The organism is Endozoicomonas euniceicola, from assembly GCF_025562755.1.
Taxonomy (GTDB): domain Bacteria; phylum Pseudomonadota; class Gammaproteobacteria; order Pseudomonadales; family Endozoicomonadaceae; genus Endozoicomonas_A; species Endozoicomonas_A euniceicola.
In genome coordinates this window covers 1377501-1404480 of the sequence record NZ_CP103300.1, presented here as the reverse complement: position 1 = coordinate 1404480, position 26980 = coordinate 1377501, and the positions used below count along the sequence as shown (strand labels likewise).

General features: G+C 47.6%; 21 protein-coding genes and 4 pseudogenes (1 of these 25 running past the window's edge). 16 read left to right on the top strand and 9 right to left on the bottom strand.

Going from position 1 to position 26980, the window contains the following annotated elements:
• Positions 1 to 20: 20 nt before the first annotated feature.
• Positions 21 to 800: an AmmeMemoRadiSam system protein B gene (gene amrB / locus NX720_RS05470; RefSeq protein ID WP_262599925.1), complete on the bottom strand. Its 780-nt coding sequence runs from the start codon at positions 798 to 800 to the stop codon at positions 21 to 23.
• A 166-nt stretch (positions 801 to 966) separates the two neighbouring features.
• On the opposite strand from amrB, the gene amrS reads away from it, so the two are divergent.
• The 3 genes and pseudogenes from amrS (at position 967) to NX720_RS27015 (ending at position 5173) form a co-directional block, all read left to right on the top strand.
• Complete coding sequence (gene amrS, locus NX720_RS05465; RefSeq protein WP_262599923.1) at positions 967 to 2061, top strand: AmmeMemoRadiSam system radical SAM enzyme; 1095 nt, start codon at positions 967 to 969, stop codon at positions 2059 to 2061.
• A gap of 343 nt (positions 2062 to 2404) precedes the next feature.
• Entirely contained in the window at positions 2405 to 3817 is a 1413-nt protein-coding gene (locus NX720_RS05460; RefSeq protein ID WP_262599922.1) for an autotransporter outer membrane beta-barrel domain-containing protein, read from the top strand.
• Positions 3818 to 4361: 544 nt separating this feature from the next.
• Positions 4362 to 5173, top strand: a pseudogene (locus NX720_RS27015) (ISAzo13-like element transposase-related protein).
• A 47-nt stretch (positions 5174 to 5220) separates the two neighbouring features.
• Here NX720_RS27015 and NX720_RS05445 read toward each other — a convergent pair.
• Both NX720_RS05445 and NX720_RS05440 read right to left on the bottom strand, forming a co-directional pair.
• Positions 5221 to 6147 (bottom strand): IS110 family RNA-guided transposase, encoded by a 927-nt coding sequence (locus NX720_RS05445; protein WP_262599920.1) that lies wholly within the window; start codon positions 6145 to 6147, stop codon positions 5221 to 5223.
• Between the two features lie 163 nt (positions 6148 to 6310).
• Positions 6311 to 6742 (bottom strand): annotated as a pseudogene (locus tag NX720_RS05440) (IS110 family transposase); the annotation flags it as partial.
• Positions 6743 to 7042: 300 nt separating this feature from the next.
• Here NX720_RS05440 and NX720_RS05435 point away from each other — a divergent pair.
• Positions 7043 to 7186 carry a hypothetical protein gene (locus NX720_RS05435; RefSeq protein WP_262599918.1) on the top strand — a complete coding sequence of 48 codons (144 nt, stop codon included), beginning with the start codon at positions 7043 to 7045 and terminating at the stop codon, positions 7184 to 7186.
• 64 nt (positions 7187 to 7250) lie between these two features.
• On the opposite strand, the gene NX720_RS05430 is transcribed toward NX720_RS05435, so the two are convergent.
• Both NX720_RS05430 and NX720_RS05425 read right to left on the bottom strand, forming a co-directional pair.
• Positions 7251 to 8804 (bottom strand): transposase, encoded by a 1554-nt coding sequence (locus NX720_RS05430; protein WP_262599917.1) that lies wholly within the window; start codon positions 8802 to 8804, stop codon positions 7251 to 7253.
• Between the two features lie 108 nt (positions 8805 to 8912).
• A complete protein-coding gene (locus NX720_RS05425) occupies positions 8913 to 10079 on the bottom strand; it encodes an ISAs1 family transposase (RefSeq protein ID WP_262599916.1) in 1167 nt (388 codons plus the stop codon).
• A gap of 142 nt (positions 10080 to 10221) precedes the next feature.
• Here NX720_RS05425 and NX720_RS05420 point away from each other — a divergent pair, with 142 nt between their 5' ends.
• The 3 genes and pseudogenes from NX720_RS05420 to NX720_RS05415 form a co-directional block, all read left to right on the top strand.
• Positions 10222 to 11634 (top strand): transposase, encoded by a 1413-nt coding sequence (locus NX720_RS05420; protein WP_262599914.1) that lies wholly within the window; start codon positions 10222 to 10224, stop codon positions 11632 to 11634.
• A gap of 96 nt (positions 11635 to 11730) precedes the next feature.
• Positions 11731 to 11970: pseudogene (locus NX720_RS27010) on the top strand (ISAzo13-like element transposase-related protein); the annotation flags it as partial.
• 160 nt (positions 11971 to 12130) lie between these two features.
• Positions 12131 to 12544, top strand: a pseudogene (locus NX720_RS05415) (transposase); the annotation flags it as partial.
• Positions 12545 to 12825: 281 nt separating this feature from the next.
• Here the strand turns inward: NX720_RS05415 and NX720_RS05410 are convergent.
• The gene (locus NX720_RS05410) at positions 12826 to 13359 is read right to left on the bottom strand and encodes a GNAT family N-acetyltransferase (RefSeq protein ID WP_262568568.1); all 534 of its coding nucleotides are present in this window, start codon (positions 13357 to 13359) and stop codon (positions 12826 to 12828) included.
• Positions 13356 to 13625 carry a type II toxin-antitoxin system TacA family antitoxin gene (locus NX720_RS05405; RefSeq protein ID WP_262599912.1) on the bottom strand — a complete coding sequence of 90 codons (270 nt, stop codon included), beginning with the start codon at positions 13623 to 13625 and terminating at the stop codon, positions 13356 to 13358. The genes NX720_RS05410 and NX720_RS05405 overlap by 4 nt, the downstream gene beginning before the upstream one ends.
• A gap of 901 nt (positions 13626 to 14526) precedes the next feature.
• Here NX720_RS05405 and ltrA (NX720_RS05400) point away from each other — a divergent pair.
• From ltrA (NX720_RS05400) to NX720_RS05385, 4 genes are all read left to right on the top strand, one after another.
• Entirely contained in the window at positions 14527 to 15237 is a 711-nt protein-coding gene (gene ltrA, locus NX720_RS05400) for a group II intron reverse transcriptase/maturase (protein ID WP_262599911.1), read from the top strand.
• 295 nt (positions 15238 to 15532) lie between these two features.
• Positions 15533 to 15661, top strand: a complete 129-nt coding sequence (locus tag NX720_RS05395) for a hypothetical protein (RefSeq protein WP_262599910.1) — start codon at positions 15533 to 15535, stop codon at positions 15659 to 15661.
• A 106-nt stretch (positions 15662 to 15767) separates the two neighbouring features.
• Positions 15768 to 17015, top strand: coding sequence for a group II intron reverse transcriptase/maturase (ltrA, locus tag NX720_RS05390; RefSeq protein ID WP_262599908.1), 1248 nt, complete (start codon positions 15768 to 15770; stop codon positions 17013 to 17015).
• A gap of 118 nt (positions 17016 to 17133) precedes the next feature.
• Positions 17134 to 17469: a group II intron maturase-specific domain-containing protein gene (locus tag NX720_RS05385; RefSeq protein ID WP_262599907.1), complete on the top strand. Its 336-nt coding sequence runs from the start codon at positions 17134 to 17136 to the stop codon at positions 17467 to 17469.
• 91 nt (positions 17470 to 17560) lie between these two features.
• On the opposite strand, the gene NX720_RS05380 is transcribed toward NX720_RS05385, so the two are convergent.
• Positions 17561 to 18331 carry a hypothetical protein gene (locus NX720_RS05380; protein WP_262599905.1) on the bottom strand — a complete coding sequence of 257 codons (771 nt, stop codon included), beginning with the start codon at positions 18329 to 18331 and terminating at the stop codon, positions 17561 to 17563.
• Positions 18332 to 18560: 229 nt separating this feature from the next.
• Positions 18561 to 20939, bottom strand: a complete 2379-nt coding sequence (locus NX720_RS05375; RefSeq protein WP_262599904.1) for a Lon protease family protein — start codon at positions 20937 to 20939, stop codon at positions 18561 to 18563.
• A 439-nt stretch (positions 20940 to 21378) separates the two neighbouring features.
• Here NX720_RS05375 and dacB point away from each other — a divergent pair, with 439 nt between their 5' ends.
• From dacB to NX720_RS05350, 5 genes are all read left to right on the top strand, one after another.
• Positions 21379 to 22734, top strand: coding sequence for a D-alanyl-D-alanine carboxypeptidase/D-alanyl-D-alanine endopeptidase (gene dacB, locus NX720_RS05370; protein WP_262599903.1), 1356 nt, complete (start codon positions 21379 to 21381; stop codon positions 22732 to 22734).
• Positions 22735 to 23064: 330 nt separating this feature from the next.
• Positions 23065 to 24009, top strand: coding sequence for an ABC transporter ATP-binding protein (locus NX720_RS05365; RefSeq protein ID WP_262599901.1), 945 nt, complete (start codon positions 23065 to 23067; stop codon positions 24007 to 24009).
• On the top strand, positions 24006 to 24740 hold the full coding sequence (locus NX720_RS05360) for an ABC transporter permease subunit (RefSeq protein ID WP_262599900.1): 735 nt from the start codon (positions 24006 to 24008) through the stop codon (positions 24738 to 24740). Before NX720_RS05365 ends, NX720_RS05360 begins: the two co-directional genes overlap by 4 nt.
• 10 nt (positions 24741 to 24750) lie before the next feature.
• Positions 24751 to 26739, top strand: coding sequence for a GldG family protein (locus NX720_RS05355; protein ID WP_262599899.1), 1989 nt, complete (start codon positions 24751 to 24753; stop codon positions 26737 to 26739).
• A 61-nt stretch (positions 26740 to 26800) separates the two neighbouring features.
• A protein-coding gene (locus tag NX720_RS05350) for a hypothetical protein (RefSeq protein ID WP_262599896.1) crosses the window boundary here: on the top strand, positions 26801 to 26980 show its 5' end (the start). Its footprint extends 783 nt past the window's final position; 180 of the gene's 963 nt are visible here — the first part of the coding sequence; the start codon lies at positions 26801 to 26803; its stop codon lies beyond the right edge, outside the window.

Below are 26980 nucleotides of genomic sequence, written 5' to 3'. Positions count from 1 at the left end.
GGCGAGTCCCTGACGTTTCATCACTGAATGGCAAAGGCGCCATAACCCACAACCCGTTGTTTATCACCGGCGGTATCACCGGAGTTGCGAACATCCAGAGTCTGTACTTCCATCCCTCGCCTCTGGGCTACTTTCAGCATGCCATTGATGGGGCAGCAGCCGCAAGCCTGCCCCCCGGTCAGGTCCGTGGTTAACTGTTCAATGGCTTTTACCGTCAGGTTATCCCGACGCTGGGCTTCTTCGTAGGAATGGTAATGGCTCAGGTCAGAGCTGATGACAATCAGGGTGTCTTCCTTACCCCAGAGGAAATCGATGACTTCCGCGACTACCAGAGCGGAAGCATTACCCACCACCAGTGGAACCAGACTGAAGCTCTCAAGGCAGGTTTGTAAAAACGGAAGCTGAACTTCAAGGCTGTGTTCTCTGGCATGTGCCTGGGAAAGCGTCTGCACCTGGCTGAACCGACTGAGTGCTGCCATGGCCGGTCTGTCCAGATGAATGCTGCCCAGTGGTGTCATGAAATGATCGGCATCAGGCAGTGCCAGACCCTCAAAGGCTACCTGATGAGAAGGTCCCAGCAATACCACCCGGTTAATGTTGTCATGGAAAGGTTCCAGTAACTGGTAAGCACTGGCTGCCACCGGCCCGGAATAGATATAACCGGCATGGGGAACAATCAATGCCTTGGGAGAAAGGTCGCGCTGTTCAGTTTCCTGAAGCATATTAGAAACGATTTTCTGAAGTATGGCCGGATCATCAGGGTAGAAGGTTCCGGCCACAGCAGGTTGGCGAACGGTCATTGAGTCATCCCCCCAGGGAAGTAAGCTGTATAATTATAGCCAGCGTTTTCTGCATTTCTTTTACAGAATGAGTGGTTTGATTTTGCTTACAATGATTTTTTGACAGCCGTGCGTAATAAGAGTATCTAAGGTGTTTGTACACGATTGAATAAATGGGGTGGTTGCCATGACTCAGAATGCCATCCGTCATCCTCCTGAGTACTGGCCAACTCAGTGGTGGCATGTATTGGACGACAGCCGTATTCAGTGTGACGTTTGCCCCAGAGCCTGCAAATTGAGGGAAGGGCAGCAGGGACTTTGTTTTGTCCGGGCCCGGCACAATGATCAGATTGTCTTGACCAGCTATGGCCGTTCCAGCGGCTTTTGTATCGATCCTATTGAAAAAAAACCGTTAAATCACTTTCTGCCGGGAACGCCTGTACTCTCTTTTGGGACTGCCGGTTGTAATCTTGCCTGCAAATTCTGCCAGAACTGGGATATTAGCAAATCGCGGGAAATAGATACGCTGGCTGATCAGGCTATGCCGGAAGCCCTGGCTCAAGCTGCATTGCAATCGGGTTGTCGCAGTATGGCGTTTACCTATAACGACCCGGTGGTTTTTATGGAGTATGCGATAGATGTCGCCCAGGCCGGACATGAGCTGGACATTAAATCGGTGGCGGTCAGTGCCGGGTATATTTGCGAACAGCCCAGGGAGCAGTTTTACCGATATATTGATGCGGCGAATATTGACCTGAAAGCCTTTACCGAGTCGTTTTATAAAAAAATCTGTGGTGGTGCGCTGCAGCCAGTTCTGGAAACGCTGCTTTATTTAAAGCAGGAGACTAATGTCTGGTTTGAGATTGCCACGTTGCTGATACCCGGAGAAAATGATTCAGACAACGAGCTGCATGCCATGTCCTCCTGGCTTGCGGATAATCTGGGGGCAGGTATTCCCCTTCACTTCACCGCGTTTCACCCTGACTGGAAAATGATGGATCATGCCCATACACCGGGCAGTACATTGTCACGAGCCAGAGATATCGCCCGGTCCTACGGGCTGAATTATGTCTATACCGGTAATGTTCATGACCGCGAGGGCGGGAGTACCTGGTGTCATCAGTGTGGCGCTCTGCTGATTGAGCGCGACTGGTATGAGCTGGGAGCCTGGCATATTCATCAGGGAGCCTGCGAGCAATGTGGGACGCCGGTTGCTGGTGTGTTTGAATCAAACCCGGGTGCATGGGGACGGAAGCGTATTCCAATTATAATGAAGACTTAGAATATGTCGCTGTTGGTTGTTGGCTATTAGCTGTTAGCTATTGGCTGTTAGCTGTTAGCTATTGGTTGATGGTTGTATGAACCGCCAAAAGCCAAAAGCCAAAAGCCAAAAGCTAAAAGCTAAAAGCTAAAAGCTAAAAGCTAAAAGCTAAAAGCTAAAAGCTAAAAGCCCGGCATATTTCAGATTACTAACCCCCTTAAACCCTGACTCTCGAAAAAATAAACCTTCGACTACGTTTTCTTCAGCTACTTTTTCTTCGACTACCTTTGCATGGGGGGAGCAGCTGATTGACAGATGGCTGTTCACCAACGCTGTTAACAAATAAAAGTATTCGGGAGTTGTCGTGAAACCCAGAGCATTATTTTCGTTGCCTGTGAAATTAGCGGTCCTTGGTGGATTATCAGGATTTATTCAACCGGCACTGCTTGCTGATGAGCCTCAAGTCAACTTTGACCAGCAGAACAAGACGGCTCACTTTAAATACACGGATACCCGCACTGATGTTTTAGACATAAAAGTAGATACCTCAAAAGTCTGGAAAGCGCCGGAACAGGATGTGTATTACTTTAAGGTTATGGATGTTAATGGCGATATAGCGGGTGGGCGTTTTCTTCCTATTGAACAAATTCCTCCATCGCAACTCGTCAGTGCTCAGAAGGTCAGTGCTGTTTTATCACAACCAGCCATCGCTGACCGGATGATGCACGAAGCTTCACTTCATGCTTATGACAGTTTTACCCGGCTGACCAGCAGCATCCTGAGTGGCCGGATTCCCGCTGCGGCCTTATCCGAAAGCCGTAATGCCGGGCTCTACGATAAGCCTTCTTCCCACTGGCTGGCGCAGAAGGAGCCTGATGATGCTGTGGACTATCTTGGTCAGGAAGATCTGGGGCAGAGTGATGTCGCCGCTGATCACGATACGTTTTACAATTATTCGCAGGTAGTTAAGCAGGGGGCAAAGGCTTTTGTTTATGGAGAATGGTTTGGGCTGATGCAGGTTTATGGCCACTTTCTTGATCAGAAAAAAGTTAACGATATGGCCGGGTTTAAATCAAACGGCTATGGAATACAGATGTCCCTGCTTCGTCCGGTTGGTAATGAATGGTTGATTGGTATCTATGGAGCCTGGCAAAAGCTTACGGCTGACCTGAAAGACTTTAATGGTGGAGTTGAGTCGGGAACCTGGCGTGTGGGGCCCACTATCGCCTGGCGGCGTGGTTCCCTGCGTGCTGAAGGACTGGTGACGTATAACTGGAATACGATTGACAGTAAATCTCATAGCTACAAAGCGGATTATAAAAGCAGGCAATGGGATGTGTATGCCCGTGGCGGGTATGACCTGGATTTAAGTCATCTGTCTGCGGGGCTGACACTCACGCCGGAAGTGCAGTTGATGTATGTTAACCGGCAACGTGACGACTTCAACTGGTTTACCCAGATGGTGAAAAAAGGCAAGAGCGGTGGCTGGGTATCACGACTTGGGGCGGTATTCACATATGAACGGGAACAATTCAGCCAGCCGTTTGAGCTTAAACTCTCTCTTGGATGGCAGCACTCCGATTTAAAAACCGCTGACCTGGAAGTAGAGGGAAAGAAGAAAAAATACGGTTACTATGACCAGAATGGTGCTTACTATTCTGTCGGGCTCGATACTTTTCTTTATGAGCGGTTAAATATGAGTCTGGTTTATGGTGGCGTCTGGATGAAAGAGTCGTTATCTCATCATATTCTTGCCGGGCTGGAAGTTCGTTTTTGATGACAGGTGCTGAGTATCAGGGGGGATTCTTTGCATCGCCTTTGTGCTTAAGTTATTTGTTGACTGTGTAGCCACTTGCCGAAGATGTAATATAGTGTCGGTATAGTTGAAAGGTATTTTTACGTAATTTTGTCGGGAAGTATGTCGATTAGTTTGCATACTTTTCATGAGTTAAAAACCTTAATCTTTCTTTCTTTGAATTTGATGATCTGGCTTTTTCCTAGTCATCTCCGTTTGTTGAAGAAATGTTAAGGTTATTCTTAGGGGCGCAGCATTCAATGTCTTACCGGGCTTTTGGCGGTTGGCTATTAGCTGCTCAGACAGCCAACCACCAAAAGCTAATAGCCAACAGCGGTATATTCTAACCTTCCGTTCCCCTAATGTCACCCCTGAATGCAAACACCTCATTATACTTGCTGCTAAAAAGCTCAAAGGCTCTGAACACAGAGCCTTCATAGCTGAAGTCGCTGAACAGCTCTGTTTTGGTAGTCCACGCCTTACTGAAACCGAGTTCAATTTTGGTCGTCATACCGTTGAACTCGGGATGCATGAAAAAAGGACAGGACTTATTTGTTATGGAAATTACGTATCTCAGGGCAAGCCAAAAGCAGAAGTAGCAAATCCTCAACTGGAACAAGACATTCGAAGCTTGGTAGACCCTGAAAGTCAGGCTGACCCGCAGCTCAGAAATACGTTCTCCTATGCTCGCATAACAGCCAGTGCTGTTCGAAAAAAACTGATTGATGAAAAAGGGTGGCAGGAAGAGCTACTTCCCAAAGAGCGTACTTTCTGCAACATGTTGAACCGCATGGGCTATAAACTTCACAAGGTACAGAAGACCACGCCGGAAAAAAAATCCCGGAAACCGATGCCATCTTTGAAAACGTCAAACAAGTAAAAAGCACCGCAAGCCAGAGAAAGCAGAGTCTTCAGATCAGCATTGATTGCAAAGCAACGGTTAACCTTGGAAATTTTTCCAGAGGTGGTAAAGCAAGAGGAACTGAAGCGGTCAAAGCGCTGGATCATGATATGGCCACCAAAGAAAAAATGATCCCCTTTGGAATACTCAATCTGGAAAATGATCAACTGTATGTCTTTTACGGTAACTCTTACAAAACCAGTGATTTTATCTGCGATGCCATTGAACAGTGGTGGGAGCAGGTGAGGGAAACTAACAGGTATGTCGATGAGCTGGTTATCTACGCAGACAACGGTCCTGAAAGTAACAGCCACCGAACTCAGTTTCTTTTCAGAATGGTTGAGTTTGCCAAAAAAGTGGGGCTGAAAATACGGCTGGTTTACTACCCTCCCTACCACAGCAAGTACAATCCGATTGAACCTAAATTCAGCGGTTAACCCCTGAGCTTCTGAGTAACTCCTCCGGTCTCGCCACTTGCACAGAGTCAAGCTGGTGAGGCTGTTTCAACCCTGACCAGCTTGTACCCCATTTCTTCTGCACGCTTTTTCATATTTTTAATCACTCGGTCACGATACTGCTCCTCGTAGTAATCCTGACCTCGCTCAACATATTCTGATCCATTTTTCAGCATGCTATAAATCAGTCGTGCAAGTTTGTGTGCAGTCGCTGTAATCGCTTTGGGTGCACCCAGCTTACTTCTCATCCGGCGATAATAGGCTCCTAGGGCACTTTTTGAATTTACCAGTGTCAATGCGGCCATCCTCAGAGCTGAAGCAGCCCTGTTTGGAATCCTTTTGGTCTTACTGCTTAACACCTTTCCCCCGGATATTTTGTTTCCGGGACTCAGCCCCAGCCAGGAACAAAAGTGCTTCTCTGTCGGCCAGCGGTTCATGTCCGTCCCTGTCTCAGAAATAACTTTCAGGGCGGTATTTTCTTCTATCCCCTCGATCGCTGTCAGATCGACCCCGGTCATCCTGTAAAGGTGAGCTCTTACATCAAAGCCGGGGGCGCTGGCTGATTTTCTCTTTGCAGGCAATGAGGCGCTTTCGACCTGATCATCGAACTGACTCAGCTGATTCTCAAGTGCCTTATCACAAGCTTCGATTTCCTTTTCGTAAAAATCATAAAGCTCAACGGCCTGCTTCAGAGCAAACAAATGCTCTGCCCGATAGTGTCCATGCAATGATTTAGCAATGACTTTCTCTGATTGCTTGCAATGGGAATCACGGTGGCTCGCCAATACTACAGGATCGCGCTCACCCCTGAGGATGGAACGAATGATGCTCATCCCGGTTTTGCCGGTAACATCCGAAACGACATTATCCAGCAGCAGGTTCATTTGGCGTAAGGCTTTCTGCATGTGCTGTATGTGCGACGCTCGATAGCGGATCAGGGTTTCACGTTGGCGCATGTAAGGGAAGCAGCAGAACATAATATACCGCTGTTGGCTGTTGGCTGTTGGCTGTTGGCTGTTGGCTGTTGGCTGTTGGCTTTTGGCTTTTGGCGGTTGGCTGTATGAGCAGCTAATAGCCAAAAGCCAACAGCCCGGTAAGTTATTGAATGCTGCGCCCCTAAGCACGCAGAGCGCACACCTGATCTTCAGGACGAAAAGCACCTTCAAGCAAGCCATGTGTATGCAGTTGTTGTAACCACTGGCAGTCCTGTACGTCACTTTTACGACCAGGGACGTTTTTAACGTGGCGTGCATTCACCAGCCTGACTTCAAGCCCGTGCTCTTCAAGCATTTCGAAAGCAGGAATCCAGTATATTCCGGTGGACTCCATGACTACGGTGGTAATCCCGATACATACAAGCCACTGGGCCATCATCTCGAGATCAGCAGTGAAGCAGGCAAAAGACCGGACAGGCTTATCATCCAGCTCTTCAGGGACAGCAACAAAGTGGAACTCTGAGCCAATATCAATGCCTGCCGCGTAGAGGTTGACGGTTTTAAGATGACCAGATATTCGTTTTTGTGCTTTAGTGGGTTTTGGGTTGTGCTTCATGATTGCCTACCTATACTCCAGAGCGAAGGCATATCTGGGTATGGGGCTGTCGATCATATGCAGTCTTCCGAACGAGATCGCCAGGCGTCATCAGTGATGCGGTCGCCAGCCTCCCGACCACGCTAAACTCCGGGCACGGGGCACCAGTGTGCGTTCGGCCTTTGGCCTGGATATGCCTTCCTCCTTATCGTAGAACGAAGGCTCAAGGTTAGCTTATTAAAAGAGTTACTCTGGGATGTGTGCCCGCAGGGTGGGCTAGTCCGCTAAACTCTAACCCTCAACAATATTGAGGGCTCGAAGATGGTTCGACCACCAAAACCCACTCCCCCAAAGGGTGAGTTGTCTGAAATGGAAAAAGATCCCTTATCCGTCAAACTCGAAGTCGATTCTTTCGACGGTAAAATTCATGTCGAGTGGGAGCCTGAACCTAAATTCAGCAGTTGAACGCCACTGAGCCATGCCATTAGGAATAGCTTCTCACGGTTCTGAGCAGCGTTTTTTTAAGTCATTAGCCCGATCGAATTAATGGTTGCATCGTAATAACCTGCCCTTTTTTCAAAAATTTTGAGACCGCTTTCGTTAAAATACGACACCATGCGTTAATTGGATTCAACTGCGGTGCGATACTTTTGATTGAATCAAAAAAATCACACAGTTCACTTTGTAATTTCGCAATTTTATACATCCATCGATGCTGGCTTGTCAGCTTTATTTTCTTTTGGTTGCCAGAGTGGGTCAGCTTGCCAATTGAACTCATTAATAAGGGGCGGCTGGTAATTGATTCTTTATGGGAGTCCGGATTACTCAATCGAACGTATAGCGTCCACCAGTTGTAAACCAAGGCAACCATTCGGGCCAGCATTCGACATCTTGCCATATCTTTTGTTACATAACCGCCCCAGCCCCATTGGTTTTTGATTTCATCAAAGTTATTTTCACAGTCAGCCCTATTGCGATAATGATTAATGATCGAGACTATATCATTATCAAGAGATGTGACCAGAACCGAATACTCGTAAGCTTTTATATTTTCTGGCTCTTCTATTAATGCTAACGTTTGTTGACGTTCTTTTATTCCTTTTTCCAACATCGGTATTTCATTTTCAGGACGCCGTCTTCGAACAATAATTATGCGTCTTTCTTTTTTCCAACCTGACAGTTTAATTACGGATTCTTTTCCCTCCCAATGGTTGTCGTATTTTACCCATCCTCCGCTACAGTGTGCATTCCCTATGGCTTTCTTAACGTTGCCGTGCTTCTTCATTTTAAAAAGATAATGACAACCAGCATCTTCCAATTCGCTCATTACCCGGTCACTTCCCCAATCACAATCACCACGAACAAATTCAGGCCAGCAGCGTTTTGGAAGTCGATTTAATAGCTCCATTAAACCGGGTAAAGAGTATTTACTTTGACTTTGATTTCCGGGTCTGACTTCAACCTCCAGTATTAATTTAAGATTAGCCATCATATATGAGTGGTAAGTATGAGAGGGTCTCCCTTTCTTATGTGGGTTATAGCCATTAACCGCTCCTTCCTGATGCCCATAAATGGTTTTCACGGTAACATCAACATCCATAATCCATGGAATGGTTAATAACGGATCAAAACAGAGATGGAGGTGTTTTTGCATCCATTCAACGCCTTCATCTTCGTCAATCTTCTTTAAACCACGCCTGGCAGAATCATCGCTGACAATTTTTTTCATCCCGAGCAACTGAGCGTTTACTTTATCACCAATAATTGTTCCGATATGCGCATAGCGTTTATGTCCTGAAAGAATGGAAAGCATTAATGAGCCAATCACATCCACTTTTTGAGGGGCGTTTGGGCTTTTATAAGTTAGTGGGCAATCGTTAATCCAGGGTTCAAATCGGTGACCTGTTTTTAAAAACTGTATAAAAAAAGGAAGCTGTCCCATTGGGGTGACCGATGCTTCAGGCTCCCACTCGACATGAATTTTACCGTCGAAAGAATCGACTTCGAGTTTGACGGATAAGGGATCTTTTTCCATTTCAGACAACTCACCCTTTGGGGGAGTGGGTTTTGGTGGTCGAACCATCTTCGAGCCCTCAATATTGTTGAGGGTTAGAGTTTAGCTCAGGGGTTAACCGCTGAATTTAGGCTGAAGCATCGGTCACCCAGGGCTTACGCATGAAGATAATCATTCTCATTTAGCCCCGATAATGAATGACTTTAGCAACTGAGCAAGGTACTTGTTGCTCCATCCAGCCTTTTTACGCTTAGTCTTTATGCTTCTCTTGCTGGTAACGTCGGCCTTCAAAACATTCAGAGCAATGCGCCGTAATGTAGACAAATTTTCGGCAGCGTACTCATCTTTGGTTTGGCAGGCATCCTCATTAAAGGCAACATCCAGCATCCAGTGCAGATTATTCTCCACTTCCCAGTGCTGGCGTGTTGCATTGAGCATTTCCTCGGCTGTTGTAGCCTTGCTGGAAATGTAAAACCTCAGGGCTGTCGTGGCTTTACCATTGATTGTCCGGTCGGACTGAACGACACAAAACTGTTTTATTCCTGTCCATTCATCAGCCGTTGAAATAGTAGAAAGGTCATCAAAAAACCAGCAGCAGCGGTATTCATGACGACCATGTCCTTTATTTTCTTGCTCGAAAAATGTTTCAGAAACTGACTCCTCTGGATGTTTATTCCAGTGATCTTCAACTGTCGTCTGAATATCGTTGTACAGTGTTTTCTGGTTGCCTTTAACAGCAAGAAGATAGTCTGCTTCCCGACTTACGCAGGTTTCAGCAATGCTTTTTTGGCAGCTGATCGCATCGGCTGTGATCATGCAGCCTTTCACGTCAATAGCCTCCAGAAGTTGAGGAATTGCCGTTATCTCGTTCGACTTTTTATCAACCTTCTTTTGTCCTAAAACCAAACTCAGTTTAGTACTCCAGGCGCTGACCATAAGTACAGCTTTTTTACCCTTACCTTTGCCTCTGGATCCCTTGATAGCTTTACCATCAATAGGAATAACCTCAGTATCACCATTAGGTATATCAAGGGCTTCAGGATAGGCAGATTTTATCCACCGGGTGAAGGTTTCCTGAAACTTTTCCGGATTGAGCATGCAAAAAATCCGGTAGAAGGTGTCGTGTGATGGAATGCCATTTGGAAGCTCAAGGAATGAACGGAACCAGTCTTCTTTTTCTTCACCAAACTCCTGCATCTCTTCCCATGTATCTGCTCCACAGATGGTGGCACAGATGGCGATCACAAGGGTATCAATAAAGTTGTGCTCACAGGAGGATGAGCGTTTACGTGGATCGGGTAACTCGTTGAGAAACATTATTAATGGAACAGGATTAACAGGCATCAGACGTAAAATTGGGATATTGTACAGTCTTTTGGTGCTGATGTGTGAGTCGTGAGCACTTGGTATTGGCTCCGAGCTACTGCATTTTTGCATCTAAATGAGAATGATTATTCTCATGCGTAAGCCCTGATCGGTCACCCCAATGGGACAGCTTCCTTTTTTTATACAGTTTTTAAAAACAGGTCACCGATTTGAACCCTGGATTAACGATTGCCCACTAACTTATAAAAGCCCAAACGCCCCTCAAAAAGTGGATGTGATTGGCTCATTAATGCTTTCCATTCTTTCAGGACATAAACGCTATGCGCATATCGGAACAATTATTGGTGATAAAGTAAACGCTCAGTTGCTCGGGATGAAAAAAATTGTCAGCGATGATTCTGCCAGGCGTGGTTTAAAGAAGATTGACGAAGATGAAGGCGTTGAATGGATGCAAAAACACCTCCATCTCTGTTTTGATCCGTTATTAACCATTCCATGGATTATGGATGTTGATGTTACCGTGAAAACCATTTATGGGCATCAGGAAGGAGCGGTTAATGGCTATAACCCACATAAGAAAGGGAGACCCTCTCATACTTACCACTCATATATGATGGCTAATCTTAAATTAATACTGGAGGTTGAAGTCAGACCCGGAAATCAAAGTCAAAGTAAATACTCTTTACCCGGTTTAATGGAGCTATTAAATCGACTTCCAAAACGCTGCTGGCCTGAATTTGTTCGTGGTGATTGTGATTGGGGAAGTGACCGGGTAATGAGCGAATTGGAAGATGCTGGTTGTCATTATCTTTTTAAAATGAAGAAGCACGACAACGTTAAGAAAGCCATAGGGAATGCACACTGTAGCGGAGGATGGGTAAAATACGACAACCATTGGGAGGGAAAAGAATCCGTAATTAAACTGTCAGGTTGGAAAAAAGAAAGACGCATAATTATTGTTCGAAGACGGCGTCCTGAAAATGAAATACCGATGTTGGAAAAAGGAATAAAAGAACGTCAACAAACGTTAGCATTAATAGAAGAGCCAGAAAATATAAAAGCTTACGAGTATTCGGTTCTGGTCACATCTCTTGATAATGATATAGTCTCGATCATTAATCATTATCGCAATAGGGCTGACTGTGAAAATAACTTTGATGAAATCAAAAACCAATGGGGCTGGGGTGGTTATGTAACAAAAGATATGGCAAGATGTCGAATGCTGGCCCGAATGGTTGCCTTGGTTTACAACTGGTGGACGCTATACGTTCGATTGAGTAATCCGGACTCCCATAAAGAATCAATTACCAGCCGTCCCTTATTAATGAGTTCAATTGGCAAGCTGACCCACTCTGGCAACCAAAAGAAAATAAAGCTGACAAGCCAGCATCGATGGATGTATAAAATTGCGAAATTACAAAGTGAACTGTGTGATTTTTTTGATTCAATCAAAAGTATCGCACCGCAGTTGAATCCAATTAACGCATGGTGTCGTATTTTAACGAAAGCGGTCTCAAAATTTTTGAAAAAAGGGCAGGTTATTACGATGCAACCATTAATTCGATCGGGCTAATGACTTAAAAAAACGCTGCTCAGAACCGTGAGAAGCTATTCCTAATGGCATGGCTCAGTGGCGTTCAACTGCTGAATTTAGGTTGAACGAGGCTGGTCTTATCTTGAGAACCATTGGAATGGCAGCCTTCTAAACACAGTAACGTCTGTTTTAGAGTGGACAAAGACAATGGTATGGAAATGCATGAACCCGATAGTGAAGCTACTTGATCAACCGTATCAAAAAGGGGTGAGACTGAGTAAACAGGAATTAGCTGAAATACAGCCTCACATCATTCGCCACTCTGAGTTAAAGAAATGGGGTGTGACAATTGTTCCGGAACCGGTAAATTATTGATTGCCGCTCCCCTGAGTTAAAGAAATGGGATGTGACAATTGTTTCGGAACCGGTAAATTATTGATTGCCGCTCCCCTAAGCAGGAAAGATACTCCGGTAAAGTTTGTTATGCCACTCCCCTAAGCGGGTTTGCTGACGACAAAGCTGAAGAAAAAGCCTGCCGAAAACCTGGGTTGTTAATTGCCAGCACACAGGCAAAGGCGAACCCGCCCTGAAATACCTGTCCAGATATCTGTATCGAGGTGTCATCAGCGACCGACAGATTGTTGCCAGCCAAAATGGAAAAGTCACCTTCACCTACCGGAACAGTGAAAGTGGAACAACCGAATACCGAACCCTGCAGGGAGAGGACTTCCTCTGGTTAGTACTCCAGCACGTTCTGCCCAAAGGGTTAAGGAGGGTTCGGGATTACGGCTTTCTCCATTGTCGGTGCAGAAAACTACTCCGCCTGGTTCAGTTGATTTTGCAGGTGATCATCAAGCCTGCCACGCCAGTCATTCGCCCTAAACATACCTGTCAACACTGCGGTAGTGACATGAGGGCGATAGCCTTCAGGCTGATGCGCCCTACCTGATGTTGAAGCAAAAGTGCTGGGGCTAAACCCATTCAACAGGAGGAAAACGACAGCAGCAAACTGACAACAAATCTACGACGATGCTCGTCCAATCAGCGGGAGCAGGGACGCTTTCATGCCTGAAAAACCGCCATAATATCCGCACCGACTGTGCGGAGAGCTGAAGAAAAAGCTATTTCCCATAAACCACACCGAACAGTTGTCAAGGCCGGGCTTGTTCAACAACCGGATAAGATTGCGGCTGCGCGCAATCTATCCTTATTCGTTACATTTGCGGTTGGCTACGGACCAAACAGCTGGGCTACTGTTTTCATAGGAAGAAACATGCGAACTCTACCATTATGTTCACACAATACTTCAAAACCATATTTTGCATAGAATCGTTCTGCTGAGTCCGTTAGGCAGTCAACGATTATCGCATATGCACGCATATGGGAGTTTATTTCCCACAAATACTTCAAGGCATTTATTAAGCAAATTTTCCCCAGCCCCTCTCCGTGGAATTCTCGATGTACAGCAAGCTGAGCGATCAGAAATACAGGGATAGGATAACGGGGTAATTTCTTGGCTAAAGCTTTGGGCAAAGTGTCTCGGCAGATGGAACTTGGCACAATGCTATAAAATGCACAAACTGGTATTTTTTGATTTGGTAAAGGGCTTGATGCAGGCAGAACCATTGTACGACTGATACCTGCCTGCATATGTTTTGCTGCTTGTGTCTGGATGAACAAATTAAGTTCAGCTTCACCACAGTCAAATGATGCTCTATCGTGGATACCTTTATCGAGTTCCACAAACTCCTTTGACCAGCTCACTTGACACCTTTCTCCTCGGTAAATGCTAGGGCATCTAACAAAGCCTTGTTTGGAACTTTTGCCTTTTCGCAGGCTTCTGTAAAGCGATCAAAGACATCATTTTCTACTGTAATGCTTTCATACTCAGAAATGACCTGTGTAGAGTCTTCATCCATGAGTCTTACAACATATTCGGTCAAACTCTTCAGTCCCAGCAGGGCTGAAGCCTTTTCTGCTTTAGCCTTGATTTCCTCATCAAGTCTCAGGTCTAAGCGTGCAGTAGCCATATTTCACCCTCCATTTGTACGGATATCTTCCGTATAGACAGAGTTTAGGCCTAAGAGTTCCCATACGCAAGCTGTACGGATAAATGACGGATGATTATTTGAGCAAATGTAACGCCTGCTTCAGCCGCCGCCGAAAGGCGGTCGGGTGAGCGCAGCGAACGAACTGGAAGCATTTGGTACGCCCGGCATGGGCATGAACTTATGGGGTGAAAGTCCCCTGTGGGTAAACCAGCATCGGATCTGGAGCCGAATAAGCCCACCGATGATAACCACTAGCTTAAGGCAAGTGCAATCTCGCGAGGGATTGTGCGGAGGCAGTCTGACTGCAAAAGTGCGAGCCGACGGACAGAAATCGCATACAAGGCCGAGGTGTGTCACGAGAGCAGAGTCGGTCTGCTCGTAACTGCAATTGAGATGGAGGAAGGCCCTCCGGTGGCGGCTTCTGGAAGCGACCACCAAACCGCTGTGAGCTGCGCTGATTAAGAGTCAGGGTAGTGAGCGTCACAGAAAAGACGCAACTTGATTGCGTCAGGTACGAGATCAGGAGATGAACGCAAGTGAACCACTGATGACGTGTCGTAAGTATGTATTTTGACATCAAAACTGGGGAGTTCGGCTGCTCCATGATAAGTCCAGAGGTTATCCAGTTATTGTCTGGGCGGTGTCCGGCACAAAGGTGGCATGAACTGATTTCAGGCTCTCTTGCGGAACGTGAGAACCTGTCGCTCTGGTGTTAAGGGAGCCAGCCAAGCTGATGAAACAGCAAGGCTTTGAGTATCAATACAGGGCACAGGGGCGGATCAGCTCGTAGTAGCGATGAAGCATCTGTAATGGGGGTGGAGCGAAGGGGCTGACTTATCCAGCGGAAGGAGTAGATCAACCAATTTAACGGGATGAGTCTATGACTGAAGCAAAACCGTTCACAATTTCGAAAAGGCTTGTCTGGCAAGCCTGGCAGAAGGTGAAGGCCAACAAGGGAGCCGCTGGTATTGATGGTCAGTCACTGGCTGACTTTGAAGTCAATCTTGACGGTAACCTGTACAAACTATGGAACAGGATGTCATCGGGAAGCTACTTTCCTCCCCCCGTCATGCGTGTAGACATCGAAAAGAAAGATGGAAGCACGAGACCGCTGGGAGTACCGACAGTAGCCGATCGCATAGCACAAACCGTGGTCAAGATGATCATAGAGCCATTAGTGGAACCTGTTTTTCATGAAAACTCTTATGGTTACCGGCCACATCGAAGCGCTCATCAGGCACTGGCAGTAGCGCGAAAGCGTTGCTGGCGGCGTGATTGGGTGATTGATCTCGATATAAAAGGTTTCTTTGACAATCTTGATCATGACCTCATGATGAAAGCAGTGAGGCACCATATACAGGAATCTTGGGTGCTGTTGTATATAAAACGTTGGCTGGAGGCGCCTGTTGATGATGGCAAGGAGAAAGTCACAAGAGTCAAAGGGACGCCACAAGGGGGAGTTATTAGCCCTCTATTGGCAAACCTGTTCATGCACTACGCATTTGACCATTGGCTGGAACGGCACATTCCGAATGTTTGGTTTGAGCGTTATGCTGATGATGGTGTGCCACGAGCACAGGCTGCTGCGTAAGCAGCGCCGATGCGCAACTGCGCAGAAGATGAGGGAGGGCCCCTCGGAGCCGCCTTGCAGGAGGAGGCTTCAAACCACCTTAAGCGGCGAAGGTAAAGAGCCTTGGTCGTGAGCGTTAAGGAAAAGGCAGGGCTTGACCCTGTCAGGTAAGTGTTAAGGAGATGAACGCAAGTGAACCTTTGATGACGCGTCGAAAGCGTAGGAGTGATGTCAAAACCGGGAGGGAGTCGTTGGCCCGGGATCAGTCTGGAGGACACCTGTTTACTGTCCAGATGGCATCCGGCGTGAAGAAGGCATGAACTTAACACAGGCTTCTGTGTGGAACGTGGGAACCTGTCGCCTTGATGTTAAGGGAGCCACTCAAGCAGAGACCCTGCAAGAGTCTGAGTACCAATGCAAGGCACAGGGGCGGACGATCCCGTAGTAGTGATGAAGGGGCTGTAATGGCGCTGGAGCGAAGGGGATCGGTCATCCTGTTGAATTTGGGAATCAACCACTGTGACAACCGAAGTTGTCAGTGGGAGGAATTTTTGGAAACAACAAAACCGTTTAAAATTTCCAAGTACGACGTTGTTCGTGCATGGCAACTGGTCAAAGCCAATAAAGGCGCTCATGGCGTTGACGGTGAGACCATAGAACAATTCGAGTCTGACCTGAAGGGCAATCTGTACAAGATCTGGAACCGGATGTCGTCTGGTAGCTATTTCCCGCCACCTGTTAAGACGGTAGCCATACCGAAGAAGACAGGCGGGGAAAGAAAGCTAGGCATCCCAACGGTATCGGATCGGGTTGCCCAGATGGTAGTAAAGTTACATTTTGAACCATTAGTTGAGCCCTGGTTTCATCAGGACTCCTATGGTTACAGGCCAAACAAATCCGCACATCAGGCGCTGGATATCACCCGTAAACGGTGCTGGCGTTACAACTGGGTGCTGGAATTTGATATCAAGGGGCTGTTCGATAACATCGACCACGAACTGCTGATGAAAGCTGTTCGTAAGCACACAGATAATCGCTGGCTGATTCTTTACATCGAGCGCTGGCTAACGGCACCGATTCAACGAGAAGACGGCACGGTTATCATGCGCAAGCGGGGTGTGCCTCAAGGTGGTGTGATCAGCCCTGTACTCAGTAATCTGTTCATGCACTATGCCTTCGACAAATGGATGGAAAGGAATTTTCCTGCGATTCCATTCTGTCGATATGCCGACGATGGGCTTGCCCATTGTCGGCATAAGGCAGAAGCCGAAGCGCTCATGAGTGTATTGGCTGACAGGTTGCAGGAGTGTGGTCTGGAAATGCACCCTGATAAGACGAAGATTGTTTATTGCAAAGATGATGATCGTAGAGAAGAGCACCCTGTCACCAGCTTTGATTTTCTCGGGTATACATTTCGCCCAAGAAGGTCGAAGAACCGGTGGGGAAAGCACTTCATAAACTTTACACCAGCCATGAGTGCCAAGGCAGGAAAGGCCATCAGACAGGAGATAAGGAGCTGGAAGCTGCATTTGCGCAGTGATAAAGACCTTCCTGATCTGGCCCGAATGTTCAGGCCTCAGATACAAGGTTGGATAAACTACTATGGTCGTTTCTATAAATCAGCTATGTACCCGACATTGCGTCATATAAACCGCAAGCTGAGCTTGTGGGCAACAAGGAAATACAAAAGGCTCAAAGGACACAGGCGAAGGGCAGAACACAGGCTTGGAGAGATCGCCAAGAAACTTCCAGCACTGTTTCCGCACTGGAAGCTGGGTGTCAGGCCATCGGTTGGATGATGGGAGCCGGATGAGCTGAGAGGTTCAAGTCCGGTTCTGAGAGAACCGGAGGGGGAGGTTCCCTCCGGTTACTCACCTCGTCGTACTCGTCAGAAGCCAGCGAGCCGGTGAGCGAGTGATGGCAAGCATCACCCGCTACCTTGAGCGCAGGCTAAAACTGAGGGTAAACCCGACAAAGAGCAAGGCAGTGAAAGCTACCGAAGCTGAGTTCCTGAGTTTTACCTTCACAGGGAAGCGAATCCGCTGGTCGGAGAAGAGTCTGAACCGTTTCAAGCGGAAAATCCTGAAACTCACTGGCCGAAGCTGGGGAGTATCAATGGAATACCGCCTGAAGAAGCTAGCCGAATACATCCGGGGCTGGATGGGTTATTTCAGGGATTCATGGCCTGGCAGGGAGTATCGGATTGATTATGACAATTCCGATTACCGTGTTGTTTGCCAGCGTTGTCTATAACCGCGGGAAGAGTTAATGGCTCATAAGGAGCTATAGACCGGGAGCTGTGCCATAGGCAAGGCTCCTGTCTTTTCCTGTCTGGCTTTAAGCATCAGTGCAACGGACCAAATCCATGAACATTCTTCCCTTTAGAGACAATTTTTGGATCTTTAGCTTTTTTATGGCCAGAAAAGATTGTTGATGAAGAGTAACCATAATTAGAGCCTGTGTTAGTGCCAGAACTACCAAGGGAACTTCCTTGCCCCCAGTTGTGCTGCCCCTGATTTGTTATTGGAGTCGTGGCAAGTCTGTGAATTTCATCAACGGCTCTTTCTGCATGATCCGGGAAAATAAAGCAAGCCACCAGAGCCAGCCAGCCGACATAAGCATATTTTGGAAACAGGTGATTGATTAATGCAAGTGAGACAATCCCCACAATGTATCCTCGTCTCATAGCAAGACGACTGCCCGGATTGGCATCATCATGTTTCAGATCGTGAGTAAATACCCGAATGCCGGAGCCATTACCGTGTTGAATGGTGTTGTTGGCAATAAGATTTTGAAACCTGGGGTAATGGTCAGTAAGGGCTGCCGCGTTAATGTTCCAGCACTCTTTAATATTGGGAAGCGTTGTGTCGGGAAGTTTCAGAAGCAATTCATGACGCTCACTTTCAGGCATTTTGGTGGCTAGTTTCAAATCGCCCTGAAAATCAAAAGTCCACGGCCACTGCGAGATTTTATAGGAATCTGTAATGAGGTGAATTTCACTGTTGTTATCTGAAATGCACAGAGACAGCTCTGATGCGCGAACCAGGGTTATTGCAGGTAGGGCGAGCAAGAAAAATACACATGCCTTAAGTAATTTATAATACGCTGAATTCATAGTTTGCCTATCCATCCATTTCGATTTTTTGAAGTTGATTGTACGGCAGTCAGAACTCATTGAGAGCTGACGCTGACTGAATGACTAGATGGGTAGCTTAGGCAATAAATGGATGAGTGAAGTGTTTTTTTTAAATCCGGTCCGTGATGATAAATTTTGCACTCACCAAAGAGATGCAAAGAGGTACTTAACGTCTCTTTCACAAGTCGTTAAGTACCACAATAATCCGTCAGTTACCTTCTTTAGACAACTCGGAAATTTCTTTCAGACGGTTAACCACTTTGAAGTTCAAAGAACCTTTTGTGTAGTCGCCTTTGCTATTCAGGCTTCCGGGTTTACAGCCGGTCAGCAGTTCCAGCGCTTCTTCAGCATGATTGACGGCGTAAACGCTGAACTGTTTTGCCCGCACCGCATCAACCACTTTCTGATGCAGCATCAGGTTGCGGACGTTGGCTGCGGGGATAATGACACCCTGGTCACCTGTCAGTCCACGGGCAGCACAGAGATCAAAGAAGCCTTCAATCTTCTCGTTCGCGCCACCAATAGCCTGTACCTCGCCGTACTGGTTCATGGAGCCGGTGACGGCGAAGCTTTGTTTGATCGGGGTGTCTGTTAACGCTGAAATCAGGCAGCACAGTTCTGCCAGCGAAGCACTGTCACCATCGATATAACCGTAAGACTGCTCCATGGCCAGGCTGGCGGAAATAGCCAGGGGGAATTTCTGGGCATACTTGTTACCCAGGTAGCCAGAGATAATCATGACGCCTTTGGAGTGAATGGCCTGACCCAGCTGAACTTCCCGTTCAATATCCACGACACCCTGAGAACCCGGATAAACCGCAGCGGTAATTCGCGCCGGAGAGCCAAAGCTGGTGTCGCCAATGGTCAGTACGGTAAGGCCGTTGATCTTGCCGACTTTCTCCCCCTCTGAATCGATCAGAATACTGCCTTCCAGCATTTCATCCAGAATCTGTTTGCTGACCCGGCCAGTGCGTTCAGCCTTAGCGGCAATGGCACGATCAACGTGCTCATGGTTGATTTTGCGACCCCGGCCCGTGCGGCGAATAAAATCGGATTCTGCCAACAGGTCAAACAAGTCACCGATTTTGGCTGACATCTCACGCTGGTGTTCAGCCATACGGGAACTCTGTTCAACCATTCGAGAGACTGCGGAAGCGGTCAGGGGTGGATAACCTTCATCGTCGGCACGGTTTTTTAACAGCTGGGAGAACGCCTGAACAGAGTCCGGATCGCGGACAATACGGTCGTCGAAGTCAACCAGAACCCTGAACATTTCATGGAAATCCGGGTCGAGCTGCTGCAGGACATAATAAATGTCCCTTGAGCCGACCAGAATGATTTTAACATTCAGGGGGATGACTTCCGGATTCAGGGTAATGGTGTTCAGCATTCCCAGTTCGGCATAGGGTGACTCGATTTTCAGCTGTTGTTCTTTGAGCGCTCGTTTCAGAGCTTCCCAGACAAAAGGTTCTTCCAGCAGTTTGTTGGCATCCAGCAACAGGTAGCCACCATTAGCCTGATGCAGTGACCCCGGGCAAATCTGACGGTAGTTGGTGACCAGGGCGCCCATTTCGCTGGCGTATTCAATGCGGCCAAACAGGTTTTTATAGCTTGGGTGCGATTCGTAAATAACCGGAGCTGCACCGTTTTCTTCCTGTGCCACCACAAGGTTTGGAGCATACAGCTCGATCAGTGCCGCCCGTTTGGTGGAGTCTTCTTTGGATTCCATTGCCCTGTCGTCTGCCAGCAGGTCAATAACGGAACGGTGAAGGTGCTGCTTCACGGCTTCAAAGTATTCCAGAACGTTTTTCTGGTTGTTGTACTCTTTGCGCAGTGGTTTCAACAGCGGTTCCAGCGCCTGGTCAATGGTGTTCTGGTTCAGCTTCTGCAGCTTTTCGTTCGATTCCCGCTTCCACTGGGGCAACTCGACCAGCGACTCATTGAGCATGGTTTCCAGCTCGCCGATGTCGTTATTAAATTTTGTGCGCTTTTTATCCGGCAGCTGGGCGAATTCCGTTTCGTCCATGGCTTTGCCTTTCTGCATTGGGGTAAAGCTGAGGGAACCCTGTTCTCTGTAGAGGGCAATATCCCGTTTTAGTGCTTCCTGCTCAATTTCATCAATGGTCTGGTCGTAGCGTTTATTGAACTCTCGCTCTATCAGGCTTTTTCGTTGCTGATAGGTGGGGTTCTCAAAGGCTGCCGGAAATGTCAGCAGAAGGTTATCGACGAACCCGTCAAAATGCTTTTGCAGTTTGTTGCCATGACCTGCCGGGAGCCGCAGTACTTTGGGTTCGCGGGTGTTATCAAAATGGTTGATATAAGCCCAGTCGTCGGGTGGGCTCTGACGCTTGGCCTCCGTTTCCAGGTACTTACGCAAATAGGACATTCGTCCAGTACCTGATTCGCCCATAACATAAATGTTATAGCCACTCCGGTGCATGGCCACTCCGAACTGGATCGCGCTGGTCGCACGCTCCTGGCCCAGAATGCCAACATAGTTCTCTAACTCGTCGGTCGATTTAAAGCCGAGCTCCTTGACTGGCTGTTTTGCAATAAGTTGATTGGTTGATAATTTGAGTTTTTTCACTAAAGCCTGCCACTTACCTTTCTATGGTTCCAAATGATGACAAACACCTCTGTGGGAAAAAGTACCCACATTGCAGGCGCTGTACGAGCTACCAATCGACTCGTTCAATATCATGTGTGAATAGGATAATGCTTTTTAACGATAGATGTTACGGCTCGCCGAAAAAAACTACCGACTTTTGCAGTAGATACCGATAAAGTAATCGATAAAGGTGTATTAAATGGAACATTAGTACTCTTCTACATCGTTTATGTTGGCTTATTTTCCACTCATGACAGCCTGGTTTTCAGTGCCTTTGTGGTTGATAGGCGGTTGATAGGCGGTTGAGATGTGATTGAGATGTATCAGGGATTGGAGGTGACGGGTGAGACGTGTGATCAGGTTTTTAACTTTTCTTGGATTATTATGTTCCTTTACAACAGTGGCTGCAGATGCAGTGGTGGCCAGACTTGAAAATCTGGTATCTGAACTACCTGAGGGTAGTGTTTATTCAATACAGGTCAGGGATCCGATCAAAGGCAAGGTTCTTTTTGAGCAGGGAGCTCATCTTAACCTGATTCCTGCCAGTACATTAAAAGTACTGACTGCGACCCTGGCTTATGATGCCTTAGGACAAGAGTTCCGATATAGCACACGCATCGCATCAGAAAACAGAGCCACCAAAAAGGGGGTGGTGAACGGTGCGGTCATTTTATCGTTTAGTGGTGACCCGTCGCTTAAACGGGAGCACCTGAATGATTTAGTGGTGCAGCTGAAAGAGAAAAAAATCAACACCATCGCCGGAGACCTCTGGCTCGATGGCGCAGCGTATTCTGGATACGATCGTGCCGGTGGCGTGAGCTGGGATGATCTGAATATCTGTTTTGCCGCTCCGGCAGCGGCAATGATTCTTGACCGTAACTGTTTTTATGGCTGGTTGAAACCGGGTAAGAAGGAAGGCGATCCGGCGATCATGGAATATGACAGGCCTGAATGGAATCTGGAGGTAGACAACCGGGTTGTGACCCAGAAATCGACGGATGAGGAACGCTGTACTCAGAAGGTTCGTCCATCCGCAGATTATGAGTACGAATTGCAGGGGTGTATTTCGCCTGAATCCAGACCGCTGCGAATGGCTTTTTCGGTCAATAATGTTGAGCGTGCCGTTGAGCGTTTTATCTATGGGTTGCTGGAGCAGCACGGCATCAATCTTAAAGGGCGAATTATTGCCGGACGACCCGAGCTGAACATGCCCTACATCCTTGCCGAGCATCATTCCCAGCCCCTGCCGGAATTGTTACGCCCGGTTCTGGAAGATTCCGACAACCTGTACTCGGACAGCATTCTGAAAACGGTCGGGCGTCAGACATCGGGAAAAACCGGTTCCTACGCAACGGGGATTGAGTCGGCCCGAACCCTTCTGGGTAATAAAGGTGTAGGCTTTGGTAGCAGTCGCCTTGTCGATGGTTCAGGTTTGTCCCGATACAACTTTATTAGTGCTGCGACGCTGGTGGATATCCTGATGCTGGGCTGGAAGCAGTGGGGTGAGGAGAGCCCGTGGCTGAATCAGCGCAAGCGCAAGGGGCAATGGTTTAAAACAGGTTATATGAGTGGTGTCCGAAGTATGGCCGGATACGTTTTTCCGGACAATGGCAGACCACTGGTGTTTGCAGTGATTTTAAATGGTTTGATGCCACCTCTGCCGGCTACCGATCAGGAGATGCGGGCATTTCGAAAGGATATCAGGACATTTCACCGTTCATTTTTGAAAGTACTGGGAGATTCCGGTAAAACGCTGGATATAAGCGCCAAATAGTTGTACTCAGTAATAGTTGTACTCAATAGTAGGAGCCGGATGCTTCTCAATATTTGAAATAAATCAGGAAGCTTCTATATTCCTTGACGACAAATAATAAAGATTAATAACAGACTGCTTTTCAGGAATCCCTTATTTCGGAGCAGTCTGTTGGATTTCGAATGTATAACCACAAATGCAGGATCATAAAAGTCACTTCCGTGAAGCTCAATACGATTGTCCAACGATATAGGGCAACTGTATTTTTATGTGCAGATACTGGTGACAGGTTGCATTCGCAGGAGCGTTAAAGAGTTTTAACAAAGCAACTGGAGACTGGATGGGGCGACGATGATCAAAATCGACAACCTGAAAAAATCCTTTGGCGATTTTTGTGCGGTTGACGGCATTACTTTTTCTGTAAATCAGGGAGAGGTGCTGGGTTTTCTGGGGCCTAATGGTGCCGGTAAATCCACAACCATGAAAATGCTGACAGGATTTATTAAACCATCGGCTGGCACGGTGTCTGTTTTCGGCCACGACATTGAGCAGAAGCCTTTGCAGGCAAAACGCATTATTGGCTACCTGCCAGAAGGTGCACCAGCCTATGGTGACATGACTGTCAGCCAATATCTGGCTTTTATTGCAGAGGTGCGGGGCTTTTCCGGCGATGATCTCAGAAGTCGGGTTAGCAAGGTCGTCAGGCAACTGGCCCTGCAATCCGTCCTGCATCGGCCGGTGGATAATCTGTCAAAAGGCTTCAAACGCCGGGTGGGTATAGCCCAGGCGATTATCCACGACCCTCAGGTGTTGATTCTTGATGAACCGACGGATGGTTTGGATCCAAACCAGAAACATCAGGTAAGGGAATTAATCCGCAGTCTGTCGAAAGAAAAAACTGTCATCATTTCCACACATATTCTGGAAGAAGTGACGGCGGTCTGTACCCGGGCAATGATTATTGCCAATGGCCGGGTACTGGCTGACGCGACACCGGCAGAGCTGGAAGCCCGCTCCCGCTATCATCGGGCTGTCACGGTTGAACTGCCTGCGGATGACAGTCTTCTGCCGGCTATGCAGGGGCTTCCCGGAGTTAAGGCAGTAGAAACATCCGACTCCATGCCCGGTCGTTACACCCTGATTCCTGCGGATGACCGTTCAGTCTTCAAGGCGTTGACCGACCTGATAACCAGCAAAGGCTGGGAGGTTAAGGAGCTCTATGTTGAAAGTGGGCGTCTGGATGATGTGTTCAGGGAGCTGACAACCACAGGCGACAGTGCGGAGGTGGTGGAATGAAAGGCACCGGCATAATCTTCAAACGCGAGTTAGGGAGTTACTTTGCGACCCCTCTGGCTTATGTGTTCATTGTTATCTTTTTGATGCTCACTGGAGCCTTTACCTTTTATCTGGGACGTTTTTATGAAATGCGTCAGGCTGACCTGAGTGCATTTTTTAACTTTCATCCCTGGCTTTACCTGTTCCTGATACCTGCCATCAGCATGAGATTGTGGGCTGAAGAACGTAAAACCGGCACCCTGGAACTGTTGCTGACTTTGCCCATTAGCCTTAAGCAGGCGGTTCTGGGCAAGTTTCTTGCGGCCTGGGTATTCAGTGGCATTGCCTTGCTGCTTACCTTCCCGATCTGGCTAACGGTGAACTACCTTGGGCAGCCTGATAATGGCGTGATACTGGCCGGTTACATTGGTAGCTGGCTGATGGCAGGTACATTTCTGGCGATAGGTTCCTGTCTGTCAGCGATGACCCATAATCAGGTGATCGCTTTTATTATGACAGTTGTCGTCTGTTTTCTGTTTGTACTGGCCGGGTTTCCTCTCGTCCTTGATGCTTTCAGAGGCTGGGCACCCCAATGGCTGGTGGATGGCGTTGCTGCACTGAGCTTCCTGACACATTTTGATGCAATCAGCAAAGGCGTTCTGGATTTGCGCGACGTGTTGTATTTCGTCGTTATGATGTTGGCATGGCTGATTGCAACAGCCATCACCATTGATATGAAAAAAGCAGACTAAGGAGCTGTCCATGTCACCGACCCTGACAAAACGACTGTTTTCAAAGGCCGGCTTACTGGTGCTGGCCCTGGTCACTCTGCTGCTGACTATTGGTGTCAGCCAGCTGTTCAAAGGCGCACGTGTCGACCTCACTCAAGACCGGTTATACACCCTCTCTGACGGTACAAAAAACCTGCTGGACAAACTGGATGGCAAGGCCACCCTGCAATTCTTCTATTCAGAAGGCCAGACCCGGGAGCTGCCTTTCCTGCGCAACTATGCCAGACGGGTAGCCGAACTGCTGGAAGAGTATGTGCTGGCATCCAATGGCAAACTCCGGCTGGAAGTGATTGATCCTGAGCCTTTCTCAGAAAATGAAGACAAAGCTGCGGAATACGGCCTTCAGGCTGTGCCGCTGGGTGGTCCCGGTAAAGAAGCCTATATGGGACTGGTCATCACTAATGATGAAGACGACAGTAAACGTGAAGTGATCGGCTTCCTGCACCCGGATAAAGAACGCTTTCTTGAGTACGACATCAGCAAGCTGGTTTATTCCGTGGTACAAAGAGCCCGACCGAAAATCGGTCTGGTCAGCACTCTTCAGGTTAACGGCGGTTACGATATGATGAGTCGCCAGCCTTCCGGGCCGTGGATGAGTATTTCCCAGCTCAGGCAGATGTACGAGGTTGATGACCTGGGGACCGCTTTTGACGTTATCCCTGAAGACATCAACCTGCTGGTGGTTATTCATCCCAAAGAGCTGACAGACCGTACTCGTTATGCCATTGATCAATACGTTGTTGGTGGTGGTCATGCCCTGATTTTTGTTGATCCCAACGCAGAATCCGATCAGGCGGGTGGCGGCATGATGGGAGGAATGATGATGGGCATGGGCGGAGATAAATCTTCCTCGCTGCCAACCCTGTTTAAAGCCTGGGGTATCGAGATGGACAAGAGCAAAGTGCTTGCAGATGGAACACTGGCACTTTCAGTTGGTTCTCCATCCGGGCGACCTGTCCGGCACCTGGGCATTCTTGGGCTTAATGAACAGAGCTTCAACGGTAACGATGTCATCACTTCCATGCTGAACACTGTTAATGTGGCTACTGCAGGCGCAGTTATTCAGCTGGAGGGTGCTCATACCGATATGGAAGTACTGCTTCACTCTACTAAAAATGCCATGCTGATGGACGCATCGCTGTTTGCCATGCTGTTTGATCCTTCCTCTTTATACAAAGATTTTAAGGCTACTGGTGTTGAGTACCCGCTGGGGGTAAGAGTCACCGGGATGGTCAAAACTGCTTTTCCAGATGGCAGACCTCCAGAGCCAGCAAAAGCAAAAACCGGTGAAGCTGGTTTAAAAGTTGAGGAGGAGGAAGAAGAAGAGGAAGAGTTGGCAGCAGAGGCAAAGGTAGACGAGGACGAAACAAAACCAGTAAAAGAGTTGCCTGCCCACATTGCAGAATCCATGCAGCCAGTTAATGTTATTGTGGTGGCGGATACTGACCTGTTAACGGATCGGCTCTGGGTTCAGAAGAACAACTTTTTCGGTCAGGACATAGTGCAGCCTTTCGCCAATAATGGCGACCTGCTGATCAATATGGTGGATAACCTGATGGGTAATGCTGATCTGATCAGCATTCGTAGTCGTGGTCAGTTCTCCCGTCCTTTTGATAAAGTCAGTGATCTGGAACGCCAGGCAGAAGAGCGCTTCTATCAGAAAGAAGAAGAACTAAAACAACAACTGGCTGAAACTGATGCCAAGCTGCAACAGTTGCAAGCTACCAAAGACGGAGAAGATGCTCTGGTGCTGAGTCCTGAACAGCAAGCTGAAGTTGAACGGTTTGTACAGGAGAAGCTAAAAATCCGCAAGCAACTTCGTGATGTGCAACACCAGCTCAGCAAGGATATTGAGAAACTGGGAATACAGTTGAAATTGATTAATATTCTAGCTGTACCGCTGCTAATTACTCTTGTTGCTTTGGGTTTCAGGGCATCGCGCCGAAGAAGGCAAGTGTAATCGTTCTTTTCAGCAGGCTCTTTAGCCTGCTGATTTTTTTCATTGAAGAGTAAAAATAATAATGACAGGCATCATCCCGGATGATTTCTTAAAAAAATTTGGTGATTTGCCGGATGTCCCACATCTTTCAAATGTCAGGGATTATGAACATGCCATCAGTTTGCTGTTTGATGGAGAGGCTGAAAATATCACTGAAAACAGGGCGCAGGGTGGTGAGCTGTTTATTGCTTACGGTGCGCTG

Excerpts from the sequence above, each read along its gene's own strand:
- amrB (WP_262599925.1), bottom strand. The coding sequence starts at position 800 with ATGACCGTTCGCCAACCTGCTGTGGCCGGAACCTTCTACCCTGATGAT.
- amrS (WP_262599923.1), top strand. The coding sequence starts at position 967 with ATGACTCAGAATGCCATCCGTCATCCTCCTGAGTACTGGCCAACTCAG.
- NX720_RS05445 (WP_262599920.1), bottom strand. The coding sequence starts at position 6,147 with ATGCGCCAACGTGAAACCCTGATCCGCTATCGAGCGTCGCACATACAG.
- NX720_RS05435 (WP_262599918.1), top strand. The coding sequence starts at position 7,043 with ATGGTTCGACCACCAAAACCCACTCCCCCAAAGGGTGAGTTGTCTGAA.
- NX720_RS05430 (WP_262599917.1), bottom strand. The coding sequence starts at position 8,804 with ATGGTTCGACCACCAAAACCCACTCCCCCAAAGGGTGAGTTGTCTGAA.
- NX720_RS05425 (WP_262599916.1), bottom strand. The coding sequence starts at position 10,079 with ATGCCTGTTAATCCTGTTCCATTAATAATGTTTCTCAACGAGTTACCC.
- NX720_RS05420 (WP_262599914.1), top strand. The coding sequence starts at position 10,222 with ATGGGACAGCTTCCTTTTTTTATACAGTTTTTAAAAACAGGTCACCGA.
- NX720_RS05405 (WP_262599912.1), bottom strand. The coding sequence starts at position 13,625 with ATGGCTACTGCACGCTTAGACCTGAGACTTGATGAGGAAATCAAGGCT.
- ltrA (WP_262599911.1), top strand. The coding sequence starts at position 14,527 with ATGACTGAAGCAAAACCGTTCACAATTTCGAAAAGGCTTGTCTGGCAA.
- NX720_RS05395 (WP_262599910.1), top strand. The coding sequence starts at position 15,533 with ATGAACTTAACACAGGCTTCTGTGTGGAACGTGGGAACCTGTCGCCTT.
- NX720_RS05385 (WP_262599907.1), top strand. The coding sequence starts at position 17,134 with ATGGCAAGCATCACCCGCTACCTTGAGCGCAGGCTAAAACTGAGGGTA.
- NX720_RS05380 (WP_262599905.1), bottom strand. The coding sequence starts at position 18,331 with ATGAATTCAGCGTATTATAAATTACTTAAGGCATGTGTATTTTTCTTG.
- NX720_RS05365 (WP_262599901.1), top strand. The coding sequence starts at position 23,065 with ATGATCAAAATCGACAACCTGAAAAAATCCTTTGGCGATTTTTGTGCG.
- NX720_RS05360 (WP_262599900.1), top strand. The coding sequence starts at position 24,006 with ATGAAAGGCACCGGCATAATCTTCAAACGCGAGTTAGGGAGTTACTTT.
- NX720_RS05355 (WP_262599899.1), top strand. The coding sequence starts at position 24,751 with ATGTCACCGACCCTGACAAAACGACTGTTTTCAAAGGCCGGCTTACTG.